Consider the following 23,316-nt stretch of genomic DNA (forward strand, 5'->3'; position numbering starts at 1 on the left):
CCGAACAGTTCTTTATTGTTCGGCTCACAAAAAAGCCAGTAAATGCCGATAAATAGTCATGATGTTTATCGGCACGTTAACTTTGAAAATCAAAAAAGTGATTTCCTATGCACTCCTTATTACGAGTGCCGTGCTCCTACCGGGTTGTACACTCGACACCTTGATCGAAGCGGTGGGATCTCTGACTCCAGAAGACAAAAAACTGATTACCGCCCCTGCCAATGAATATGTGGATATCAACACCACCACGCTGACTCTTCAGGGATTCTGCGATGAATCTGAAGGCGAACTGACCGTAAAAATCAATGCCGCAGAAGCCACTCACATGGCCTGTCCGGTCGGCGGGGTCTGGCAATACCAGCTGGATGTCCAGTCTCTGGCTGACGGTGAAGCCACATTAACGGTGGACCAGTCGTCATTGGCGGATGTCACCAGCAAGATCAAAACGGAAACGAAGACTCTGAACAAGGACACAACCGCGCCCCAGTTGATGGCGATGCCGGATATCATCCTGAATGACAAGGGCTTTGTCAGCTGGGACTGTCAGAACCTCGATGACAAGTGCACCTTCCGGTCATTTATCTCCGCGACAGATATTTTCGCGTTCGCGGCAGAACCCTACACCACTGTTAAAAGCGACATGAATTTCCCGGATGGAAAAAGCTATCTATTCCTACAAGCAAAAGACGCTGCGGGAAATCTTTCATCGGTCAAAAAAATCGAAGTCTATTCCGGCACCATGGGAATCTGGATCAACCCAATTCAGCTGAAGCTGGCCATCGACCAGAACGTGACTTTGCGTTTCTATATTCCGCAGATCTTCAATGAATACACTTTATTCAATAATGCTGACTGCAGCGGCGCAACCAACTGGCAAAACCGCACAGCCGGAGCCCACAACTGGACGCTTCCCTCAGCTACGCCAGCCTCTTATCCGGTGTCTGCAAAGTTCCGCACGGCCTCGGGCCTGATCAGTCAATGTTTCACCGATCACATTCCTGTCGTCGATACAGCCACAGTCCACAATATTTGTACGGCCGGATCTTCCAGCGCAATCTTTGGTGTCATTGCCAGCAGTAAGCCCATGCAAAACCCGGGATACTCCGATAACGAAAACTGTTCATTCACAGTGAACGCTACCATCGCCATGGACATCACCCCGGCAAGTCCACTGGAAACGGAACTTGACAAAGATATTCTGTCGGTCCGCCAAAATGGTCAGACTCTGTATTCAGCTTCGGGCAACGTGGCCCCTTTAGGATTGCAGCCGTTTACCAGCACTCAACCTGGTTCCTTCACATTTAATTTTTCTTCTGATGCGCAGAATACAGGACCGGGCTTCGTCCTTTACTGGATGCCGAAAGATTCATTCCGTCAGGAAATGGTGATTAACGACAACACGACCATGACCAGTTCGAAAAACTTGCGCGTGGCTTTCGACGTTCCACCGCACATGAAGGAATACTATCTGACAGAAGATACTTCGTGCACTGCGGGCGGCACCTGGAAGTCCATGGCGCCTTCCGTCCAGTTCACATCAACAACAAGCAACCCCACAATCAACCTGCGCGCCCGTTTCCGTGACAGCTTCGGCAACGAGTCCGAATGTGTTGCCGCCTCCATTCAATATGCGGCACCCGGCGTGGGCCTCTTTATCACCACCGCAGACATGGGCGCCACCCTTGTGCTTTCCGGAATTTGTACCGAGGTTAACGCCGTCATCCGAATTTCCGGCACTTTCACCGGCGAAACCACTTGTTCAAGTAATAACCAATGGAGTAAGTCCTTCTCCATAGGCAACGTTGCCAACAACACCGTTATCAACGCCACTGCAGAACTATTAATTGCAGGCAGCGTGGAGGATTCCATATCTGACACTTATACCATTCAACGTTTTGTCACCCCGTCCTTCCCGGTTGCCAACGGTTATGTTGGCCCGACTTTCACCATGACCGGAACCTGCTCTCCGAATGGCTCTATCATCAATATCACAGCTCCCAATGCGACCAGCGTGACCTGCACCAATGGGCAATGGCAATCGGTACAAACTGTCACGGGAAACAATGACGACACGGTCAACATCGCAGGAAATCTGATGTTCAACTCTGTCGTGCAGGACTCTTTCGCCTTTACCACCACGCTTTCCACGCAGCCCCCACTGGCGACTGTCTTTGGAGCTCCTACCGGAAAATCCCCCGAAGCCAATCATGCCCTGACAGTCAGTGGCATTGGTGTCACGGCCTTTAAATACAAGTTCGGCAAAGATGCAGTGTGCTCGAACGCATCGGGCTACAGTGCCCAGATCAGTTCGACCACGGGTATTTTCATAAACCAAAATTCCAATGTGGATGGCGACGACATGGTGCTTTGTGTGGTGGGTTTGAATGGACTCAATGGTCTGTGGCAGGATTATTCTGCGGCCACGACCCGCACCTGGAAAAAGGCGTCACTTAAATTTGCCAGCCTCAGCGCTGCCAGCAAAAAATTCACGGAAGGTCAAACAGCCGTCACTGTCGGCGTGACCCTGGATACAGTTTCTGCAGTCCCTGTCCGGGTGTATTACAATCTGAGCGGCGATGCGATCTATATGATAGATCACAATCTTGCTTTGGGATACATCGAGGTGCCGGCAGGCCAATTGTCAGCGCAAATCACTTTTGATACTTTATCAAATGCGCTCGACACCAATGACAAAGATTTGGATGTCTATATCACTCATACCAATCAGCCTGACTACATCGCCGGTGCAAATGCACGCCAAAGATTCATTATCAAAAACACTACCAGCAGTTACAAAAAAATCCTGAGCATCGCCCACGGTTCCGACTACACCCAACCTTCCTTCATGGCCGTGGCCGATGACGGGAAACTGCGGGTCTGGGGGGTGGCGACGGCCACCACCGCCGGGGTTATCATCAGTCAGCCGGCTCTTAACTTTAAACAGGTCACTGGAACACGCACGAATTTCTGCGCCCTGACCGATACCAACCATGTTTACTGTGGTGGTGTTGGTGGACTCAGCGGCACCGGAGTTGACACAGGCGTGACTTACAAGTCGATTGATTTGAAATACTACACCGCCTGCGGCATCACCTCTGACGACCGTGTTCGCTGCTGGGATGTTTCCGGTTCACCGATCACGGCATATTATATTGATGATGGCGTAACCAAGTTCAAAAAAGTCGTGGCAGCACAGTCTTCAACCATCTGCGCGATTTCTCTGGCAGATGATTTATTCTGTTATGGAAACAACTCGTTCAAACAAATCGCCAACAACGCCACCGCCACTTACAACGTCCTGACTCAAGTGGATTCCGGTGTGAAATATCGCGACGTCACCTCTTACACTTATGTCTGTGGCATCACCCGTGACGACCAGCAGATCAAGTGTTGGGGCCGAAATGACTTTTACCAACTGGGGAATGGCACCATCGTAAATAATCCAACACCTACCGTTATCGATGGTGCGACGAAATATCTGCAGATCAGCGGCTCCAACACCCATGTCTGTGCCATCACTGAAACCAATGCTCTGAAATGCTGGGGTGCCCAGGTCCGCGGCGGATACACAAGTATTCAGGATGCCATCACCTACTCAACACCGACGTTGCTGAACACTAATATCGCCTGGAAAACCATTCAGGCCAATGACGGTTCCGTCTGCGGTATTGCCGATGATGACATGCCTTATTGCTTTGGCGATGGTACCAACTACGGGGACGTTCCGAAAACGGCGACTCCGATGCTGGAGGCCGTGGATGTCTATTCTTCTTATCAGGACATGGCAACGGCCTATGGCACCGTCTGTGCCATTCGCAACGACGGTGGCGCATATTGCTCCAATACCATTCATCCTCTGAAAAGAGCGCACCCGTCCGTGGACTTCAGCAGCGGCAAGGTCATGTCCGACAAGGGCGTCATCTGCCTGGGATTGTCAGATTCCTCTTACTGCACTGGGGTTAACACCAACTCGCTTCTGGGAGACAACAGCACCAGCACCAAAGTGGATCTGGTGCATACTGGCGGTCTTGCCATCCAGGCGATGGCGACGGCCGACAACTATTGTATCAACGCCATTAACACCGCCGGGAATCTGTACAGATGGGGTTCAACGTCGGCTTCTGGCTGCCCTACGGGCACGACCACGACTCCGACCCTGGTGCCCACCAGTGTGAAGTTCAAGCCGATCATCCGAAGCGTGGGAACCGCAGGTTGCGCACTCAGTTTGGATAACGAGGTGTATTGCTGGGGGGCCGGATCGATTATGCGCACCGGTAACAGCACAACCCCGATCAGTGTGGACCCGGGCAATCGATATACCGACATTCAGTTAAGTACGGCCCGCTTCTGCGGTATCCTGGAAAACGGCCAAGTGCGCTGCTGGGGCAGCGGTTCACTAGGAAAGCTGGGTCACAACAGCACGGCGGATTCCACCGGCACACTGATCAACGGTGGCCGGGTGTATACTCAACTGGCGCTGGGGAACTCTGCGGCCTGTGGTATCACCGGCACCCATCTGGAATGCTGGGGTAACGGTTACAGCAACGTGCCCGTGGCAATAAACGGCGGCGCCAGCTATCAGCAAGTCGTCATGGGTAACGGGGAAATGATTGCCCTGACCACCGGTGGTGCCGTGCACTTCTGGCAGATCAGCGATTACATGAATCCACCGACAGTGATATCCACAGGAGTCAGCTTCGCCAAACTCAACGCCACCAACTATTCCGGAACCAGCAATTCCATGTTCTGTGCTTTGACGACGACCAATAAGTTATACTGCCGAACTCCATGGGGTGCCGGCAGCAGCCTGAACATACTGCACCAGGTTCGCGCAGCTCGATTCTAAAAGTCTTAGCGGAAAAAAGAAAAAGGCCACTGTTTCCAGTGGCCTTTCTTAATTTAATTAAAATAGAGGTGAGAACATCATGCTCCCCGAGTACCTTCCTTGGTATCACCCCTCCCGTAAAAATGATTGCAGCATAACAAAAACACGATTGCAAGAGACTTATTACAGATTTTTTAAGAATTATTCCCGGGGCCTACAATTTTCCCCATTTTATGCCAAGTACTTAAGCAAAACCCAAAATATAAAAACTCTTCTGTGTTTATGACAGCAACTTCAATCCAAGAAAGTTCCCCAAGGCAAGCGCAGCGACGCCGCCAAAAAAACAAAACCCACCAGTTCAAGGTGGGTCAAAAAGGTTCAGATGCAAGGCGGAGGGTTTTCTCCGAAACGGAGGCGTGCTCCAAGCACGTCGAAGAGAAGGAGAAGGCCCGACAACGCAGTCAGATGGGCCTTTTTCACCCACCGACTTAGAAGTCGGAGAGGCGGTCGGCTAGTTCTGGGTGATCAATGAACGGATTTCTATTGCCCTGAGCCTTGAAGATCTCAACATTACGTTTCATTTCGTCTTGATCAACCGGGTCTTCGCGGTTCCACTTGCGAAGAACGTTTTCTTCTTGTGGATCAATTGGAAGATCATAGCGCATAGAGAAATAGAACAATGCACGAGCCACATTTCCTTTGTGGTTTTGAGGTGGCTCAAACACCTCGTCCGAACCGAAACTGCCAATACCGAAACGTGAATCCGGGCATTTCAGTTCCATCACGTCTTTGCTGACTTCACCAAACGGATGGTTGCCACGGATGGCATTCAATTGAGAATCAGTTGGGAACAAGTGGTGCAAATCGGATTTTTGAACATCATCCGGGAAACGACGAGTGAAGTGGCTTTGTGGCCACGTGTGCTCAACGTTGATCACGGTGTTGTTGGGGATGGAACCCGGAGACGGTGGAGAACTGCGGAAGTCTTCCGGACCACGATCCGAGTTGCAGTAAACATCGCGAACCGCATACTGATTGCCTTCTTTAACAAGGTAGTAGTTCCCCATCAGGAAAACTCGAGCCGCCTTGTAGCCGATCGCTGTGTGGCGATAGCAACGTCCCTGCCCTTGCATGCAGTTTTTCACCACAAGGTCATAGGAGCCTTTTACAGCGATATGATAACTTTGCAGAACAGATTTGATGCGGTTTTGAAGAGCTTCACCGGAAACTCCGGTGCGCAGGTCGCGATAGAACTCTTCCCCATAGTATGGGACCGCTTGAGATTGAGAAGCTGCGTTTGCAACTCCAACGAAAGATAACAATGTAAGAACAATCACTGACTTAATGAGCTTATTTAGCTTCATTCGGGTCCGCCATTTCAACGTAGGGGGTGATCTCCAGCCTCTGGGCGGTAATGTGACCTACCGGTAACGTTGCTGTCAACGGGGGTATATAATTTACAGGCAAGCCCCAGCATAGCGCCAAACAAGCTGCCACCCAGATGGGCGGCATAGGCAACACCCCCACCAAGGCCTTCAGGAATCGCCCACAGGTTCGCCAGATCGACGACCAGGAACAAAGGTATGATCAACAGGGTCGGCAAATAAATCGCGCCATAGTGCCCTGGCATCGGTGAAGCAAAATATAGAAACTTCACTCGCATTCGAGTTTCAGCCACACAATAAAAAGCGAGCATGGCACTGATCGAGGCACTGGCCCCCACCATCGGCACAGCTCCATGGGTATCGGACAGCAGGAAGCCCAAGCCCCCGGCCATGCCCCCCACCATATAGACAAACAAAAGCACCCAGCTTCCGGCCATCACTTCAACGGCAGCCCCCAACAACACCAGGAAGCCCAGGTTAGACAGCAAATGCATCCAGTTTGAATGAGAGAACTGATAAGTCAGCCACGACAGAGGCCCCTTCGCACCAGAGCTCAGGCCAAAGCGATACAACAGTTGTTCCTGATACTTTTTGCGGAATTCAGTGATGTTCTTTTTCCAGCTTGCGATCTGCACCTCGTCCCCGCGATAAACGCCCGCTTCAGCGGCACTTAAGAAACGGCGGTCCCGAAGCGCATAGGCGCCCAGTATCCCCATCTGTTCGGCGTTGACTGAACTCATCTGATGCACCCATTCAGGCTTTTCATACAGAATTTCAGCTGGGATGTTTTGCAGATACTGATAATACATTCGACCCGTCAGAACCAGCCCGTCTTTTTGCAAAACGGGAGACGAAGTCAGACCCGAGTTCACCCCGCTGAAGATCAGAATAAAGATAAAGACATTCAGCACCGCCAGCGTGATCGTCAGCGGGTACTTGGAATAGTCTTTAAAGTCTTCAGGGCAAGGGATGATCATGGAACCTCGTAACGTTCTTTAAAGTCGTCAATCCAGCTTTCCTGCTCAGCCGCACTGGCCGGCATACGACCGCCATTGCCACCTTGCGGGATCAGCTCGGCATCACGCAAAGCCCACACCGAACGAACGAAACGTTTTTCAAGACCGGACTGCAGAATCGGATTTTTTTGCAATTCCGAAATGGCTTTCAAACTGCCGGCAAAGTCGTTGGAGGCAAACAACTCCTCGGACTTCAGGAACTTGGTCGTCCACAGATGACCGTCCGCCTGTTCCAGATCATCGAAGTTTCCTTCTTCCGCCATATAGCGCGCCAACGCGCACGTGGACGAAGACGAGTCTTCGCAGATTTTGCTGAGGTATTGTTCCTGGGCCTCGCCATCAGCCAAAAGGTATTTGGCCAGATAAGCCAGCGGCTGGGCATTGACCGGGTCCCCCCACAACGCCACTTCCGCTTCTTTATCCAGACACTCGCCAGAAATTTCATTCAGCAAATACAAAGACAACGCCGCATCCAGGCGCGCCACACCTTCAAGATCCGCACTGCCGCGCATTTCTTTGCAGGCTGCGACCTGGGTGCCGCCTTTTTCCTGGTACTCGCCCGCCATCAGGCTGTGATAGGTCTTGAAGTAACCCAGCACTCCGAACAGCAGCAGGAACAACAAGCTCATGCGCATCCATGAATTGATAAAGCGGGACTCAATCGGATGAGGTCCGTCGTCATGAACTTTTTTAAGGGTGATCACCAAGGTGTCAGCGGCACGATCCGGGAAGGCCCGGCGCAACGGATGGCTGAGGATTTCCATAAACGGCAAAGCCAGCAGCACGAAACTGAAGGTCCAGCTGAGCGAACGAATCACACACTGCGCATAAGACAAACGCGGCTGATACACCGGATACGCAATCACACGCAGTTGCAAAAAGATCTGCCCCGGCGTCGCCTGCCAGAAATACAAAAACACGGACTGCAGGAAGGTCACGATAAAGACCACCGCCATAACAACGAGGCCGGCCGCCACCACACCTTCCGCAGAATTTGCATTCAGCAGGAAGAATGTCTTTGTCTGACGGACCAAACCGGCAACAAGCAGACTGACGATGGGTGATAGAATCAAAAAATCCAGTATCAGTGCGATAAAACGGTCCGCCACAAAGGCCACCGGCACTGTACTGGATTTTGGATGATGAGGCTTAACTTCTGGAGCCGACAGATCTGGAAATACCATACAGATCGTATCGGCCTGAAACAGGAAACACTAAAGAGATTAGTGGCCGAAATTGATCGCTTGAACGCGACCTTGATCATCGGTAACAAACTGGGCTTTGCCGATGATCTGCTTGGAGGAATCAATCAGACTATAGACTTGCTCCCCGGCTGCATTGGAGGCCACAGACACTTCGGCATAGTTCATACCGAAAGCTTCAGAGTACTTTTTAAGGAAGCCGGCTTTGTCTTCGATCGCCATTGGGTGTTCACCCGCCTGAGCATCAATGAATTCCAGGCTTTCAATACGGCCTTGCGCCAGCTTCATGCCGTATTTGCCTTCAAGGTAACCAAACACAAGTTCATCACGCAAAGTCGGAGCTTCTGCAAGACTTGCCGCCATTGCAGACTTTTCGGTCGCCATTCTTTTTGCCAGATCATGTTCCCACTTCACATCTTTGGCGAAGCTGGAAGGTTCAAAGCTCGCAACACCACGATTGGCGCCGTTAGCAAGGGTTTGATCCGGGCCGCGCACCAGCCACTGATTCAGGAACACCGTCATCAAAAGCACAGACGCGATGGAAAGAACAAGCACAGCTTTTTGCTCTTGAGCTTTGTCCTGCAGTCTTTTTCTTACGGATTGTGCTTTAGGAAATTCGATCACGTTTGCGTTCCTCATTTATAACCCCTTCGCAAATGAATACTAAGGACTTTCATTGCTAAAGGTATGCCGTTTATAAACCACTTCATTTCATTCTAGCTGCACAGAGCCTGAACAGACGTACAAAAGATGTTTGACGTATTGTTTTGATCATCTCACTGTGAGACGACAAACGCCATACATCCGGGACTCTAGTCGAGGGCCTTTTTCACCCAAGAATCAATCCCCGCCTGCATTTCAGGGAGGCTGTAATACAAGACCCGGTCCAAATTCACACCCTGCCCCTCGATCTGATGCTGCTTGTGACTTAAGTAGATCGCCTCAGGGATGGATATCTGCACCCCGGGCCCCACCTCTTCCAGTGGATACCAGACACCGACCAGCAACTGACCTCGACTGGGGCTTCCCAGCAGCGGCGCTTTCTTAAACTCTTTCAAAGCCTGTGCGACCATTTCTGCCACAGAGGAGCTTTTCCCGTCGACCAGCACCCGCACCTCGCCTTTAAAGCATTGGGGGTTGTCGTAAGTCTTCAATAAAATCTCGCTGCTGTTATCAAGCACGGCCAGTTGCTCCTGATCTCTCAAATCATTGGGAAGCTCTGCAGGCGTCTTCACCGGTGCACGGGGTTTTACCAAACGCCCCACTTCTTCGGACTTGCACATGAACAGCGACAGAAAGCGCAGACCCGCCACAAAATTTCCGCCGGGGTTTCCGCGCAAATCCACCACCAGCTTGCGCAACGGCGCGATCTGCTGCTGCAGTATTTTCAGCTTTTCTTCTTCAAAGAATGCCGCACGGAAAGACGGAATTTCCAGCACCGCATTTTGCGCGGATTTAAATTCCAGATGCAGATCCTCGGACCGCTGGATGGAGCGAGGCTTGATTTTCACAGAAAATTCCTTGTCCTGACGAAGCATCAGGTACGAACCCTGCTCGGTCTGCGCTTCCCAGGGATTGGGCTGTTCGGCATTGATGCTTTCAATGACATCTCCGGGTTTCAAACCCGCATCCTGTGCCGGAGAATCAGGATGAATTTTATAAATGACCAGTTCCCCGTCGACAAAACGGCTTTCAATGCCGGTTTCAAGACTTTCTCCGCGCCAGATGCTGGCCACTTCAGAAGAATCGTAAACTTCCAGGTGCGACACCTTCAACAGCGCCAACGCATTGTTCATGTCCTTGATAATCAGCTTTTTCGCAGAATACGGAGTGACCAGACGGCTGCGCCGACTGCAGGTCTTTTTCCAGTTTTTTATTTTGCTGTCGTCCAGAAAGATTCTTTCCGCGACAAGATCACACACTGCCGGATACGGATTCACGAATCCGCGCTGCAGAGTGAAATGATACGCCCCGTAGGCGCAGGAGACTGCCAGAAGAATTGCAAAGATCCGCGTCATCTCGGTCCTGTAATAACAAAGACCGGATGTTTGTTCATCCGGTCTTTGCTTTTCAATTCAAAAGGAAGAATTAAGCAGCCACTTTCTTCTTGCGAGCTGCAGAAGGATCGATGTGGTATTGCTTCACTTTACGATACAAAGTCGCGCGACCGATACCCAAAGCTTTTGCCGCTTCAGTCAGGTTGCCTTTGTATTGTACGATGGCGTTTTCGATGGCGTGAGCTTCAAGCTCTTCCATTTTCTGAACGCTGGATGAAGTAGCTGTTGGCGTTGGGAACTGGATTACGTTACCACCACCCACGTCAGAGTTGATCGGGCTTGTGCCTGAAGCCAAAGCCGGAACACCCGCTACTAGTTGTTGTCTGAAAAATGCGTTATCAAGCCCTTCTCTGAACTGTGCAGATGAATATGCTTGAACTGTCACATCGTGGTTCTCCCAGTACTTCTTTGTGTTTTCGATTGTTTCCTGGCTATCGCTCACCACGATCATAACTGTACGTGACATTTAGTCCTCCCCTTTTGAAACATTAACAAAGCCTATTTGACTCACTTTGTACCTATCGGCGTATCACGCTGAGAATTTAGGGCCAGTTGCAAATATTTTTTGAGACACTTTAAGCAGGCTAAAACACTGGACTTTTGTCGGTCGAAAAATCCCGCTTGACCGACCCTTCCGTTTTTTTGCCCAAATTCTTGCCGGTTTCTGACCCCAAACAGGCTTCCACAATCTGCTCGTCGCTTCAGACGGTCTTTGTTATATTGGTTCTGGCTGATTATTAAGGACGTTCTGGAATGCCACAGTTTCTATCTGTTCTCTTTATATTGATAAGCTTCTGGGGGCCAACTGCCCTTGGTGGTGTGTTGCGGGTGAATGTCTATGACCTGCCTCCGCATATTTTCACTCTGAATGGAAATCCCCAAGGTCCGGGTATCACATTCTTTCAGGACTATCTGAAGATTCCCAACACCGAGGTGCAATGGGTGGCCACTCCGTTTGCCCGGGTTCTGTGGGATATGCAGAACAAGAAAGTGGATGTCGCATTATTCCTGGTCCCGTCTGCTGAACGCGAACAGTACATGCGCTTTTCCAAAACACCGCTCTTCACCACGTCTTCGGCGATCATCATTCCGCGCAACTCGCCCTTGATGAAAGCAAAATCCCTGGAGGACTTCCGCGGACGCACCCTGGGGCATTCCAAAGATTCTTTCACCCCGACCGACCTGCTTAAGCACGGTATCAAGATTGAGCCTTTAAGTGGTGAAAACGTCATTGAACGGAATATTCAAAAAATCCAGGGCAACAGACTGGATGGCATCTTTATCCCCACGGCTTCCAATGGCGAATACACTTTGCGCAAGCTGAAGGTGAACGATCAGTACCAGGTGTTTGTTGTGCCGAACACCAGCCTGAACCTGCATGTGGCCTTTCGAAAAGACATCGATGAAAAGACCTATCAGATAGTAGAGGCCGCATTGAAGAAAAACCAGCGCCAGTATCGCAAGCTGCTCGATCAACAGCTGTCCAAATAAAAAAGGCCTCCATCGCGGAGGCCTTTTGATTTTTGCCTTTAGGAATAAAAACTATTCCAACAGGCTTCGTAGCATCCACGCCGTTTTTTCGTGAAGCTGCATTCTTTGCGTCAACAAATCCGCGCTGACTTCGTCGCCGGCTTTTTCAACCAATGGGAAGATCGAGCGAGCCGTGCGAACAACAGCCTCCTGCCCTTCCACCAGTTGTTTGATCATGTCCGTTGCAGACGGCACTCCGACCGGTTCTTCGATGCTGGTCAGCTTCGCGAATTCTTTATAAGTGCCCGGAGCAGCCACACCCAAAGAACGGATGCGCTCTGCCACCAGATCCACCGCCAATGCCAGCTCAGTATATTGAGCTTCAAACATCACGTGCAATGTCTGGAACTGAGGTCCTGTGACATTCCAATGGAAATTGTGCGTTTTAAGATAAAGAGTGTAAGAATCCGCCAACAAACGGGACAAGCCGTCAGCGATCTTTTGACGGTCTTTTTCCTGAATACCAATGTTGATGGAAGTTTTAGCGTGCTTTTCGGACTTGTTGTTCTTTTTCATAGTCGGAACCTTTCTGTGAAAGCTACGCCTAAACTCTAAACCAAAATTCATAGATGAAAAAGGAGCACTGCACACCAACTGAGAAACCAGACAAAAGGCAAAAAGGTACCTGCTTACTTTTTCCGAAGCTGCGCGTAAGCTGCAGCGCTTCGGAAAAAGTAAGCAGGTACCTTTTGGAAAAACAAAACCCAGCTTTTTAGGGCTGGGTTTGATTTGCTTTTTACTGCTTCAGCTTTCACGGCTTCCGCCGCTACAGCTCTGCCGGGCGAATTAGCGGCGGCCGGATTTGATTTTCACTTGAAGTTTAGAGATCAAGTGAACTGCCATTTTTTCCTGAACTTTACACATTTTAAGTTCATCGCGGCGGTAGGAACGCTGAGAAGGAGTCAAAGTTCCTGTCTCAAGCTCCATTTCATAATCCAATTTGGAAGAACGGATGCCTTCCAATTCTTTCGTTTGCGTTTTGAACAGTTTGGTCACGCCAGAAAGAGGAGCTACTTCGATCCACTCTTCTTTACCACGGTACCAGCTCACCATTCTCAGGAAACGTGCCTTGTTTTTAGCCAAAGTGAACTTCGGGAAGTTCGTGTCTTGAAGCTCAAGGATGTTTTCAACGTCATCTAGGTTCAGGTCATCTTCTTCACCTTCCATCAGAAGGTTGTCAGACAGGCTCGCCAATAGAGCGGTTTCCTGTTCTTCATCGACGTCTACGTCGAAGGCCGATTTCTTAACCTCTTTTTCGTTATCTAGGTCAGAATCCAAATCTGTATCGATTTCTTCGGCGTGCATGTTAGTGCCTGGATTGATCAAAACGAGCCTCCCCAATAGTGCATTAAAACGTCTAGGTGATTTAAAGTGGGCCCAGTTATATCGCAACTTCTGGAATGACACAATATGTTAATTGCATGAAAAAAGGTGAAAATCACAGGAAAGGCCCCCTCAAACCGAGACCTTTTTGCATTTTCATATCTAAATTTCATGCTCGAAATTTAGGCATATCTCACTTCACTGCGATCACATCAACTCGGAACCCACCGGGCTTTTTCCAGAAGTACGAAGGCGAGGCTTTCACGGATATTCGATAAACCGGACGCCCATCCAAAACGGCTTCACGCACTCCGCTGGATTTCAATTCACCTTCCAGTCGATACTCACGGCGCTCTCCAGAATAATCCGCATACTGAATGCGCACTTCGACAATCTCAAGATTGTTGCGCAGCCCCACCAAACGAATGCGTTTGATTCGGTTCAGATCAGCACGTGGAAAGAAATCAAAAGTTCTGGTGCCGAAGCGGCCCGTTTCCCCGCCTCCCAACGAATAAGGGACATCTTTGGGCGGAGCTGGAGGTGGTACAGGATAAGGTTCCCCCGGATAGGGATCATCAGGCAATGGTGACGGCAACCCGTCGTTTGCGACCCCGGTTGATAAAGCGAAGATCGTCAGAATAAGTATAAACCACTTCCCCATGCAGGCCTCCTAGGCATTGACCCTAGTCGACCCGAGGGGATTTTGGAAATCACGGAACGGACAATATGTCTGAAATCAATCCCAGCGCATGTGCTTCACGGACTCACCAGAGTCACGCAGCTCACGCAGGGAATCAATGCCGATAGCCAAATGCTTGTCTACAAAGCTGGCTGTGACCTTCTTGTCGCTTTCCTCTGTCTTCACACCGTCTGGAATCATTGGGTTGTCAGACACAAGCAACAAGGCACCACGCGGGATTTCGTTCACAAAACCGGTTACAAAGATGGTCGCAGTTTCCATGTCCACGGCCATAGCGCGGGTTTTGGTCAGATAGTCTTTGAACTGTTCGTCGTGTTCCCACACGCGGCGGTTCGTCGTGTAAACTGTGCCTGTCCAGTAATCGCAGCTGTGTTTCGCGATCATTGTGGAAACGGCTTTTTGCAGACGGAAAGACGGAAGAGCCGGGATTTCTGCAGGCAGGTACTCGTTACTGGTGCCTTCACCGCGGATCGCCGCGATAGGCAGAACGAAGTCACCCAGTTGGTTTTTCTTTTTGATACCACCGCATTTACCCAGGAACAAAACGGCCTTGGGATTGACTGCAGACAGCAAGTCCATGCAGGTTGCAGCCAACGCACTGCCCATTCCGAAGTTCAGGATGGTGATGTTTTCAGCCGTGGCACTTTGCATCGGTTTATCCAAACCGCGCACCGGCACGTTGAACTGTTCGGCAAACATTTTCACGTAGTTACCGAAGTTTGTAAGCAGGATATAATGCCCAAATTCATTCAGCGGCACGCCTGTGTAGCGAGGCAACCAGTTATCGACGATTTCTTTTTTTGTTTTCATGCTACTCCTAATAATTTTCTTCAATTGGTAAATTGGTTTAAGCTAACATGATATTTCGCAGAAGAAAAGGGGTCCGATCATGAGTTCTACGCAAAATCATATTCTGATGGAAATTGCACCAAGGCTGGTCTCTGTTGGAGGACCTCAAGTTCACCGTCTTATTCCCTACGCCAAAAAGCGAATGGTAGGCCCGTTCATCTTTTTCGACTATTTTCCGGCCACCAACTTCGCCGCAGGTGACGGACTGAATGTGCGCCCTCATCCTCACATTGGTTTGTCCACCCTCAGCTACCTGCTGGAGGGAAAAGTTCTTCACCACGACAGCCTGGGACACAAACAGGTGCTTTCACCGGGCGACGTGAACTGGATGACTGCAGGCAAAGGAATCTCACATTCTGAAAAACTGCCTGAAGACGTCATCGGCAAAGCACACCGCCTTCACCTGCTGCAGTTCTGGGTGGCACTGCCGCTAAGTGAAGAAGACCGCGAACCCAGTTTCAAACACCACCCTGAAAGCAGCATTCCGCGCTTTAAGGTCGATGATGCGGACGTGATGCTGATTGCGGGTGAAGCTCTGGGCAAAAAGTCCCCGGTGGATGTTTATTCACCGCTGTTCTTCATGGACGTGAAGCTTCAAAAGGGAAAAACCTTCCACTATGATCCCGGCACGCAGGAACTGGCTTTCTATATCATCAAAGGCAGCCTGGATATTGATGGCAAAATCATTCCACCGGACGACTTTGTGGTCCTGGAACAGGGCTCATCTTTGAAAGTCACCGCCACCGAAGACACACAAGTCATTGTTCTTGGCGGCGAACCGTTCCCAGAGCCGCGCTATATTTACTGGAACTATGTTTCCTCTTCGCAGGAAAAAATTGAAGAGGCCAAAAAACAATGGCGAGAGTTGACCTTCCCGCAGGTCCCCGGCGAAACTGATATCATCCCATTGCCACCGGAACCGGCGAACAAAGGGTAAGGAGTTTTTGTGCTGAAGAAATCAAAAGGTCTTGTTGTACTGCTGTTGTTGGCCACGGGCTGCGCGACCACTCCTCCGGCTTCCACTCCGGAAGCCGAAGAAGCTCTGGTACCGAACTGGGAAACCCATGCTCATGATGCTGAAATCATGAAAAGCGGCCCGGCTCCGGCGTCAACAGCAACGGCCACAGCAGCTCCGACCAGCGCCATGGATGAAATGGCCCTGGAAGCTCAGCAGTTCGCAACGATCAATTATGACAACTTGGGCAAAGACCTGAAATCCGGCAAAGGCAAAAACGTCACCGAACTTTTCCGTATTCTGAAAATCCCACAAAAAGACCAAGCCACGGCTTTGCGCCGAGTGAAGTCCCTTCATGACGGCAGCACCAGTGCCGACCAATTCGCACAATCCCTGTGGAATTGGTACCAGAATAGAAATTAGAACCAGGCTTCGAACTGATAACCCAAGTTCGTGCCGCTGAGCTTGTCAGTGAACGCGGGCGCGCGGTTTCCAATGAAGCTTGCGCCCTGGTTGGCCTCATTCCAGAATGAGTGGGACACAAACGCACGCATCACGGGGCGACCCCACATGCTTTTCCCGACGGACAACTGAGCTGCCGCAGTCACACAACCCAAGTCGCGATCACCGACATAATCACCACCACCGGTTTTTTCAGATTCATTGTTGATGCGGGAATAGCCCGCCTCGAAAGCCCATTGGAAACGATCGGACACAAAGTAAATCGGACGAACACCGATGGCCTGCATCTGACTTTTGCTGTCGGTATCAGTGCCGCTGTCTGCAATCTCTGCTGCCAAGCCCAACATCAATGCCCAACGATCTGTTACATCATAGGTGTAGTCTTCAACAAATCTCCAGGTCCATGCGCGATTCTGACTTTCATCTGTCGCAGGCACTGTGCTGTCAGCATAGATGTTGAATCCTCGCATCGTGCCCTTTCCGTACAAAATGGCAAAGTTGTTGTTGCCACCCCATACCGGACCTTGAAGTCGTGTCGCCAAAGAATAGCCATTCGTAGGAACATATTCTTCGGTGTCAGTGGAACTTCCCGCGGCCCATGCATACACGCCCCAAAAGTTCAGCTTCTGATCAGAGAACGACGGCACCGCTGTCCAGCGCAGATCCAACGCATTTAAAACCGGACGACCGACATTGGTGTCATTCAAATTATCATCCGCCTGAATCAAGTGAGCGAACGCAAAACGCCCTTCACCCAACGGCAGACCTTCGATCCCTGCGCCCACGCCGCTCATGTCGGCATAGTAGTACCAGTCAAAGATATGAAGATCGACATCACGATAGAAACGTTTACCGACCCAGAATTCCCCGGGGATTTCGGTAAAACCACCAGCCTTCACAAACGCTTCAATCTGGCTTGTGTCGCGGTTTGCAGACGCCTCCCATTGACGCGTTCCTAAAGAACTATAGACCATGCGGAACTGGGTTTTGAAAAACACCGGATCTGTTTCGGTGGGTTTAACATGGTGGAACACCATGGCCAATTCGGTGTAGAAGTCGCATTCATTGCCTAAACGAAGGAAATTACCGGGCATTCCTGCGTTTCCGAAGCAATTCATGTGACCGCCCTGCATGTTCAATCCGCTTCCGCCACGCAGATATCCCGTGAAAGTCGTTTCCACAGCGTGAGTTGTGCTGCTTAGAATCAAGAACAATAACGCAATCGTAATAGTTTTCATCGAGTTCCCTTGAAAAAGCTGAGGGATACCCATAAAGTCTGCGCCTGAAAAGACCTTACGCATGAAGACTCAAACTTTTTGGGGGAAATATTTGAAGCGCTTCCGTACCTGCTCACAACTATTGATTTTCTGCTTCGTACTTTCTTGCACACTTTTGCTTGGACAAATTGCTGAAGCCAAAGCCCCTGCCCGCGCCCAATGGGTGGATAATTCGCGCATTGTTCTGCGTCTGCCACAAGGCTTCCGCGTTCACCAAAATCTTGTATTTTCACTCGGAGAACGCATCTCTTTGCATCAGCAGGATTCCATTCTGCTTCCGGTGATTCGCAGTGATTATGCTTCAGTAGAATTAAGCACGCAGCATCTTTCCTCGGCGCAAATTGATCAGCTGATTCGCCGTCCATTGCGTCTTTTTGTTTCAAATAAAAATGGCCAGGTTCTGGATTCAACAGCTTTGCAGTATTCAGGCATTCTTGATCAAATGTACTTCTATGATGGCAATGATCTGGGTGCGCGCGTGCGTTCCACGAGTATCGGTGTAAAACTATGGGCACCCACGGCACGCAACGTAGAGTTGTTGCTATATAAGGACGCTCTAGATACAAATCCTGCGACCGTCCTGCCAATGCAACGTCAGCAGGGTGTGTGGTTCGCGGATCTTCCCGGAAAATACGTCAACTATTTCTATCTTTACCAGGTGGAAGTGTACCAACCCCTGACAGATCAGGTTGAAATCAGCACGGTCACCGATCCTTACAGCTTCAGCCTGACAGCGGACGGCGCCAAATCCCAGATCGTGGATCTTGAAGCTTCGAACCTGAAGCCTCAAGGCTGGGACCGTCTGCAAAAGCCTGCTCTGCGTTCCTGCAACGACATCGTGATTTACGAACTGCACATCCGTGATTTCAGCGTGGCCGATTTCACCGTTCCCTTCCCGTATCGCGGCGGCTATGAGGCCTTCGCGCAAACCAACACGGAAAGCTCAAAGTACCTGCAGTCTTTGGCTGACGCTGGCATGACCCATGTGCACTTGCTGCCGTTCAATGACTTCGGCTCTGTCCCGGAAAACAAGGACGCCTGGGAAAACTATGAATCTGAAAGTTCGGACCTGCAGGAAGCCCAGGCCTATCTGGGCCGTATCAAAGCCAAAGACCCGTTTAACTGGGGTTATGATCCGGTTCACTTTATGACCCCTGAAGGCAGCTATGCCACGGATCCCAACGGATCACGCCGTGTGTATGAAACCCGTAACATGGTGTATGCCCTGAACAAGATGGGCCTGCGAGTTGTTCAGGACGTTGTATTTAATCACACCTATGAAGCAGGTCTGGAACCCTACTCTGTCTTTGATAAGATCGTGCCGCTCTATTACTACCGAGTGAACGACGAGGGTGATATTCAAAAAAGCTCCTGCTGCAACGACACCGCCAGCGAACATCGCATGATGGAAAAGCTTATGATCGACAGTGTGTTGCACTGGGCGCGCACCTACAAGATCGATGCCTTCCGCTTTGACCTGATGTCTTTCCATTCCCGCAACACCATGGAAAAAATCAAATCCGAGCTGCGGGGGCTGACCGAGCACAACGACGGCATCGACGGATCCAAAATCTATCTGTACGGCGAAGGCTGGGCGTTTGGTTCTTTCTATGACCGCTATCCGGGTGAATCCCTGCACATGCTAAATTCCCATGGCAGCGGCTATGGCTTCTTCAACGACCGCCTGCGCGACGCTGTTCGCGGCGGCACCACCAATTCCGCTGAAAAATCCGATCAAGGGTTTGCAACGGGCCTTTACTTTGATTTCAACAAAGAACCTGCCAATCGCAACACACCGCCGGACAGCAACGGTCAGCGCGAAAAGATTTTGCATCTGGGTGATGTGATTAAAGCGGGCCTTGCCGGCAATCTTCGTGATTTCAGATTCAAAGAACACTGGGGATCATTCGTGACCGCAGGACAGCTTCACTATCGTGGAGCTCCGACCGGCACCAGTGCCGAAGCGATCGAAACCGTCAGCTATGTTTCCGCCCATGATGGTTATACTTTGTGGGATGCTGTTCAGGCCAAGGCGCCATTCTATACCAGCGGACGCTTCCCGACTTTAAGCAAATCCGAAGACCGCCAGCGCATGCATCAACTGGCACTGGCACTGCCGATGCTAAGTCAGGGCATTCCGTTTATTGAATCCGGATCTGAACTTTTGCGCAGTAAAAACGGCGATCAGGACAGCTATAATTCTGGTGATTTCTTTAATCGCATCGACTGGAGCCGTCAGCAGAACTTCTGGGGCTCAGGCCTGCCGCCCGCGTGGAAAAACGTGGACGACTGGACTTTCTGGCAACCCCGTCTGCAGGAACCGGGCATGAAGGTCACTCCAGAACTGATCACCCGCACAGAAAAGTACTTCAAAGCCCTGCTGCGTGTCCGTCAAAGTTCTGACCTGTTCAAACTGAACGCTTTGTCCGAGATTCAGAAATCTTTGACCTTTATCGACAACGACAAACACGCCGAACCAGGTTTGATTGCGATGCAATTGCAATCAGCCTCTGAACGTCTGTTGATTTTCTTCAACGCCGCCCGTGAGGCCCGCAGCTTCGAACACAGTGCTTTAAGCCAGAACTGGGAACTGCATCCGCTGCTGGATGAAAAAGTCGACGCCACTCTGTCACAGGTTCTGCTGGCCCCTTCGGACAAACGCATTCAAATCCCGGGTCGCAGCACCGTGATTCTAATTCAGAAAGCCGGTCACTGATGAGATTCTGGATTCTTCCTTTTCTGATTTTCGCTTCACTCACCGCCCGGGCCGAGGATGTGCGCATCCAGATCTGGCACCAGATGATCTATGGCCACCGTCAGGTGCTGGCCGAAGCACTGGAAAAATTCGAAAAAGAAAATCCCGGCATCACTGTTCAGGCGACTTACCGTGAAACGGAAGAGCTTCGTTCAAGCTATCAGTCGGCCGCGATGGGTGGCAGCGGTCCGGAATTGGTTTACGGCCCCAGCGATCAGGTAGGCCCTTTTGCCACGATGGGCATCGTGCGTCCGCTGGATGAAGTCCTGGGTGCAGAGTATTTCCACGATTTCGATCCCCTGGCTGCGCCCGTTTACGACAACAAACACTACATGATCGGTGATGCGGTCGGAAACCACCTGATGCTTCTGTATAACAAGAAGTTCATCAACACCCCGCCAAAAAATTCGCAGGAACTGATCGAGCTTGGCAAAAAAATGACGGTGGATACCAATGGCGATGGCAAAATCGACCGCTGGGGTTTGGTATTTAACTACACTGAACCGTTCTTCTTTGCCCCGTTCATTCCCGCTTTTGGCGAAGCCTTCTTAAAAGCTGACGGTGTCACTCCGAATCTGAACACACCGGCTTTGAAAGACACTTTCCAGTTCATTCTAAAACTGCGTGATCAGGACAAGATCATCCCGAAAGAATGCGACTATGAAACCGCCAATGCTTTGTTCAAAGAAAACAAAGCCGCCATGCTGATCAACGGCGACTGGTCCTGGGGTGACTATCAGCAGGCCAAGGTGGATTTCGGCATCGCCCGCATCCCGATGATTTCTGAAACCGGCAAATGGCCAAGTCCGCTGGTGGGCACCAAGGGTTATTCCCTGAACGCCAACATGAAAAGCGAGGCTCATTACGAAGCTGCCGTCAAACTTTTGAAGTATCTGACTTCGACGCCAGTACAATTGCTGTTCGCGGAAAAAGTGGGTGTCTTGCCGTCAAATCTTCAGGCGCGCGAATCTGACATCGTCAAAAACAACCCGCTTCTGAAGATTTCTGCCGACATCATGGAAGTTGGTACGCCAATGCCGGTGACCCCGGAAGTGCGTGCAGTCTGGGACAGTCTGCGCATTCAGTACCAAAAAGTTCTGGCCGGCAGCCTGCAACCACAAGCCGCCGCAGAACAGGCACAAATCACCGCTGAACAACAAATCCGTGATATGAACGAAGTTCTGACTCCGGGTGTGGGTGCGACGGTTTTGAAGATTTTCTTCGGTATCGGCATCGTGCTTATGATCTGGCTGACAAGAAACTCGCTGGTGGCTTTCTTTAAAGGATTCCGCGGACCGCAGCGTTTTGCTTACTATATGATGCTGCCGGCGTTTATCGGCATCTTTGCGGTGATCATCTATCCGTTCTTCTATAATATCGCAATTTCGTTTTCAAACTTCAGTCTGCGCACTTTCCAGGACTGGTCACTGGTGGGTTTCCATCATTATATCGCGGCTCTTTCTGATCCGCGCTTCTATTCCCTGTTCCTGAAAACCGTCATCTGGACTGTGGTGAACATTGTCTTCCACGTTTCTATTGGTGTTTTCCTGGCGGTGATCATCAATCAGGTGATTGCGGGGAAAGGATTCTGGCGTGCCCTGCTGATCATCCCGTGGGCGGTGCCTCAATACATCACCGCTCTTACCTGGCGTGCGATGTTTAATCAGGAATACGGGCCGATCAATATCTTCCTGCAACAGTTCCTGCACATGTCCCCGGTTCAGTGGCTCAGTCAGCCGACGACGGCTTTTGCCGCGTGTATTTTGACGAACGTGTGGCTGGGCTTCCCGTTCATGATGATCGTGGCTTTGGGCGGTTTGCAGTCCATTCCAAGTTCACTGTACGAAGCCGCAAGACTGGATGGCGCCAATGCTTGGCAGCGTTTCCGTCATATCACCTGGCCACTGCTGCTGCCAGTGATGGCACCGGCAGCTTTGCTGGGTTCTATCTGGACATTTAACAACCTGAATGTGATCTGGCTGGTCAGTAATTCGGGCGAACCGGGTGATCAAACGCACATTCTGGTCAGTTACGTTTATAAAGCGGCCTTCAATCTGTATCGCTATGGCTATGCGGCTTCCGTGTCCGTGATCATCTTCCTGATTCTGGTGATCTGGGGTCTGGGATCACTGAAAAGCCAATTCAAAAAGGAGACGAAGTAATGCTTAAAAAGACCTTCTCCTGGATCAGCATTTTGCTTTTCTCACTGTTTTCGATTTATCCGATTTTGTATGTGCTGTCGGTGTCTTTACGTCCCGACAACGCTTTCCAGACGCAGTCTTTGGAAATCATCGGCCCCAATGCTTCCTTTAAGAACTTTGTGGATCTGTTTGCCACCACCGACTTTCTGATCTGGATGCGCAACTCGTTGGTGGTCAGTGCGGCGACCACACTTTTGGGTGTGGCTTTGGCATCAACCAGTGCCTACGCATTGGCAAGATACCGCTTCCGTGGGCGCAACATGATGCTGTTCTCGCTGTTGATGACTCAGATGTTCCCGGCAACCATGCTGATGTTGCCATTTTATATTATCCTGTCCAAGCTTCGCCTGATTGACAGCTTCTGGGGCTTGTTCCTGATCTATTCTTCAACGGCGCTGCCTTTCTGTATCTGGCAGATGAAGGCTTACTATGACACCATCCCGCGCGAGCTGGAAGAAGCGGCGTTGCTGGATGGCTGCTCGAAATGGATGATCTTCTATAAGATCATTCTGCCGGTGTCTTCTCCGGCGCTGGTGATCACGGCGTTATTTAGTTTCATGAGCAGCTGGAGCGAATACGTGATTGCCGCGGTGGTTTTGCAGGATCCGCAGCTTTACACTTTGCCGTTGGGACTTCGTTCGTTCCAGGCAAGTCTTGCGACCCAGTGGGGTCTTTATGCCGCTGGCGCTTTGATTGTCAGCGTTCCGGTTTTGATTTTGTTCATCAGTATTTCCCGATATCTGGTTTCTGGCCTGACCATGGGAAGCGTGAAGGGTTGA

18 protein-coding genes are annotated in these 23,316 nt (G+C 50.7%); 7 read left to right on the plus strand and 11 right to left on the minus strand.

All coding sequences use genetic code 11. The features are described 5' to 3' along the window. Positions 1-58 precede the first annotated feature (58 nt). Positions 59-4,846, plus strand: coding sequence for a hypothetical protein (locus AC04MQ_RS12440; RefSeq protein ID WP_475392200.1), 4,788 nt, complete (start codon positions 59-61; stop codon positions 4,844-4,846). 467 nt (positions 4,847-5,313) lie between these two features. Here the strand turns inward: AC04MQ_RS12440 and AC04MQ_RS12445 are convergent, their stop codons facing one another. From AC04MQ_RS12445 to AC04MQ_RS12470, 6 genes are all read right to left on the minus strand, one after another. Then, entirely contained in the window at positions 5,314-6,189 is an 876-nt protein-coding gene (locus AC04MQ_RS12445; protein ID WP_041577246.1) for an endonuclease I family protein, read from the minus strand. Between the two features lie 14 nt (positions 6,190-6,203). After that, positions 6,204-7,187: a rhomboid family intramembrane serine protease gene (locus tag AC04MQ_RS12450; RefSeq protein WP_475392201.1), complete on the minus strand. Its 984-nt coding sequence runs from the start codon at positions 7,185-7,187 to the stop codon at positions 6,204-6,206. Continuing rightward, positions 7,184-8,410: an RDD family protein gene (locus AC04MQ_RS12455; protein ID WP_475392202.1), complete on the minus strand. Its 1,227-nt coding sequence runs from the start codon at positions 8,408-8,410 to the stop codon at positions 7,184-7,186. Before AC04MQ_RS12455 ends, AC04MQ_RS12450 begins: the two co-directional genes overlap by 4 nt. Positions 8,411-8,449: 39 nt before the next feature. Beyond that, positions 8,450-9,067: a hypothetical protein gene (locus tag AC04MQ_RS12460; protein WP_475392203.1), complete on the minus strand. Its 618-nt coding sequence runs from the start codon at positions 9,065-9,067 to the stop codon at positions 8,450-8,452. A 173-nt stretch (positions 9,068-9,240) separates the two neighbouring features. After that, the gene (locus AC04MQ_RS12465) at positions 9,241-10,446 is read right to left on the minus strand and encodes a S41 family peptidase (RefSeq protein WP_475392204.1); all 1,206 of its coding nucleotides are present in this window, start codon (positions 10,444-10,446) and stop codon (positions 9,241-9,243) included. Positions 10,447-10,516: 70 nt separating this feature from the next. Continuing rightward, positions 10,517-10,951 carry a helix-turn-helix domain-containing protein gene (locus AC04MQ_RS12470; RefSeq protein ID WP_011163743.1) on the minus strand — a complete coding sequence of 145 codons (435 nt, stop codon included), beginning with the start codon at positions 10,949-10,951 and terminating at the stop codon, positions 10,517-10,519. Positions 10,952-11,238: 287 nt separating this feature from the next. On the opposite strand from AC04MQ_RS12470, the gene AC04MQ_RS12475 reads away from it, so the two are divergent. Then, a complete protein-coding gene (locus AC04MQ_RS12475; RefSeq protein WP_475392205.1) occupies positions 11,239-11,976 on the plus strand; it encodes a substrate-binding periplasmic protein in 738 nt (245 codons plus the stop codon). Between the two features lie 51 nt (positions 11,977-12,027). Here the strand turns inward: AC04MQ_RS12475 and AC04MQ_RS12480 are convergent, their stop codons facing one another. From AC04MQ_RS12480 to AC04MQ_RS12495, 4 genes are all read right to left on the minus strand, one after another. Beyond that, a complete protein-coding gene (locus AC04MQ_RS12480; RefSeq protein ID WP_015090388.1) occupies positions 12,028-12,531 on the minus strand; it encodes a Dps family protein in 504 nt (167 codons plus the stop codon). 270 nt (positions 12,532-12,801) lie between these two features. Next, positions 12,802-13,341 carry a hypothetical protein gene (locus tag AC04MQ_RS12485; RefSeq protein ID WP_148278735.1) on the minus strand — a complete coding sequence of 180 codons (540 nt, stop codon included), beginning with the start codon at positions 13,339-13,341 and terminating at the stop codon, positions 12,802-12,804. 190 nt (positions 13,342-13,531) lie between these two features. After that, the gene (locus AC04MQ_RS12490; protein ID WP_475392206.1) at positions 13,532-13,999 is read right to left on the minus strand and encodes a hypothetical protein; all 468 of its coding nucleotides are present in this window, start codon (positions 13,997-13,999) and stop codon (positions 13,532-13,534) included. Positions 14,000-14,074: 75 nt separating this feature from the next. Continuing rightward, complete coding sequence (locus tag AC04MQ_RS12495) at positions 14,075-14,848, minus strand: AMP nucleosidase (protein WP_475392207.1); 774 nt, start codon at positions 14,846-14,848, stop codon at positions 14,075-14,077. A 79-nt stretch (positions 14,849-14,927) separates the two neighbouring features. Between AC04MQ_RS12495 and AC04MQ_RS12500 the strand changes: the two genes are divergently transcribed. Then, complete coding sequence (locus AC04MQ_RS12500; protein ID WP_475392208.1) at positions 14,928-15,824, plus strand: pirin family protein; 897 nt, start codon at positions 14,928-14,930, stop codon at positions 15,822-15,824. Between the two features lie 9 nt (positions 15,825-15,833). After that, positions 15,834-16,265 carry a hypothetical protein gene (locus AC04MQ_RS12505; RefSeq protein ID WP_475392209.1) on the plus strand — a complete coding sequence of 144 codons (432 nt, stop codon included), beginning with the start codon at positions 15,834-15,836 and terminating at the stop codon, positions 16,263-16,265. Here the strand turns inward: AC04MQ_RS12505 and AC04MQ_RS12510 are convergent. Further along, on the minus strand, positions 16,262-17,605 hold the full coding sequence (locus AC04MQ_RS12510) for a carbohydrate porin (RefSeq protein ID WP_475392210.1): 1,344 nt from the start codon (positions 17,603-17,605) through the stop codon (positions 16,262-16,264). The two genes, AC04MQ_RS12505 and AC04MQ_RS12510, sit on opposite strands and share 4 nt — an antisense overlap. A gap of 28 nt (positions 17,606-17,633) precedes the next feature. Between AC04MQ_RS12510 and AC04MQ_RS12515 the strand changes: the two genes are divergently transcribed. From AC04MQ_RS12515 to AC04MQ_RS12525, 3 genes are read left to right on the plus strand one after another with little or no spacing between them, the layout of a single operon-like run. Next, positions 17,634-20,297 carry an alpha-1,6-glucosidase domain-containing protein gene (locus tag AC04MQ_RS12515; protein ID WP_475392211.1) on the plus strand — a complete coding sequence of 888 codons (2,664 nt, stop codon included), beginning with the start codon at positions 17,634-17,636 and terminating at the stop codon, positions 20,295-20,297. Further along, positions 20,297-22,498, plus strand: a complete 2,202-nt coding sequence (locus AC04MQ_RS12520) for an extracellular solute-binding protein (protein WP_475392212.1) — start codon at positions 20,297-20,299, stop codon at positions 22,496-22,498. The genes AC04MQ_RS12515 and AC04MQ_RS12520 overlap by 1 nt, the downstream gene beginning before the upstream one ends. Then, a complete protein-coding gene (locus tag AC04MQ_RS12525) occupies positions 22,498-23,316 on the plus strand; it encodes a sugar ABC transporter permease (RefSeq protein WP_011163732.1) in 819 nt (272 codons plus the stop codon). Before AC04MQ_RS12520 ends, AC04MQ_RS12525 begins: the two co-directional genes overlap by 1 nt.

This window comes from Bdellovibrio sp. MYbb2 (assembly GCF_056175685.1).

Coding starts and splice junctions, on each gene's coding strand:
- AC04MQ_RS12440 (WP_475392200.1), top strand. CDS start 59: ATGATGTTTATCGGCACGTTAACTTTGAAAATCAAAAAAGTGATTTCC.
- AC04MQ_RS12445 (WP_041577246.1), bottom strand. CDS start 6,189: ATGAAGCTAAATAAGCTCATTAAGTCAGTGATTGTTCTTACATTGTTA.
- AC04MQ_RS12450 (WP_475392201.1), bottom strand. CDS start 7,187: ATGATCATCCCTTGCCCTGAAGACTTTAAAGACTATTCCAAGTACCCG.
- AC04MQ_RS12455 (WP_475392202.1), bottom strand. CDS start 8,410: ATGGTATTTCCAGATCTGTCGGCTCCAGAAGTTAAGCCTCATCATCCA.
- AC04MQ_RS12460 (WP_475392203.1), bottom strand. CDS start 9,067: ATGAGGAACGCAAACGTGATCGAATTTCCTAAAGCACAATCCGTAAGA.
- AC04MQ_RS12465 (WP_475392204.1), bottom strand. CDS start 10,446: ATGACGCGGATCTTTGCAATTCTTCTGGCAGTCTCCTGCGCCTACGGG.
- AC04MQ_RS12470 (WP_011163743.1), bottom strand. CDS start 10,951: ATGTCACGTACAGTTATGATCGTGGTGAGCGATAGCCAGGAAACAATC.
- AC04MQ_RS12475 (WP_475392205.1), top strand. CDS start 11,239: ATGCCACAGTTTCTATCTGTTCTCTTTATATTGATAAGCTTCTGGGGG.
- AC04MQ_RS12480 (WP_015090388.1), bottom strand. CDS start 12,531: ATGAAAAAGAACAACAAGTCCGAAAAGCACGCTAAAACTTCCATCAAC.
- AC04MQ_RS12490 (WP_475392206.1), bottom strand. CDS start 13,999: ATGGGGAAGTGGTTTATACTTATTCTGACGATCTTCGCTTTATCAACC.
- AC04MQ_RS12495 (WP_475392207.1), bottom strand. CDS start 14,848: ATGAAAACAAAAAAAGAAATCGTCGATAACTGGTTGCCTCGCTACACA.
- AC04MQ_RS12500 (WP_475392208.1), top strand. CDS start 14,928: ATGAGTTCTACGCAAAATCATATTCTGATGGAAATTGCACCAAGGCTG.
- AC04MQ_RS12510 (WP_475392210.1), bottom strand. CDS start 17,605: ATGCGTAAGGTCTTTTCAGGCGCAGACTTTATGGGTATCCCTCAGCTT.
- AC04MQ_RS12520 (WP_475392212.1), top strand. CDS start 20,297: ATGAGATTCTGGATTCTTCCTTTTCTGATTTTCGCTTCACTCACCGCC.
- AC04MQ_RS12525 (WP_011163732.1), top strand. CDS start 22,498: ATGCTTAAAAAGACCTTCTCCTGGATCAGCATTTTGCTTTTCTCACTG.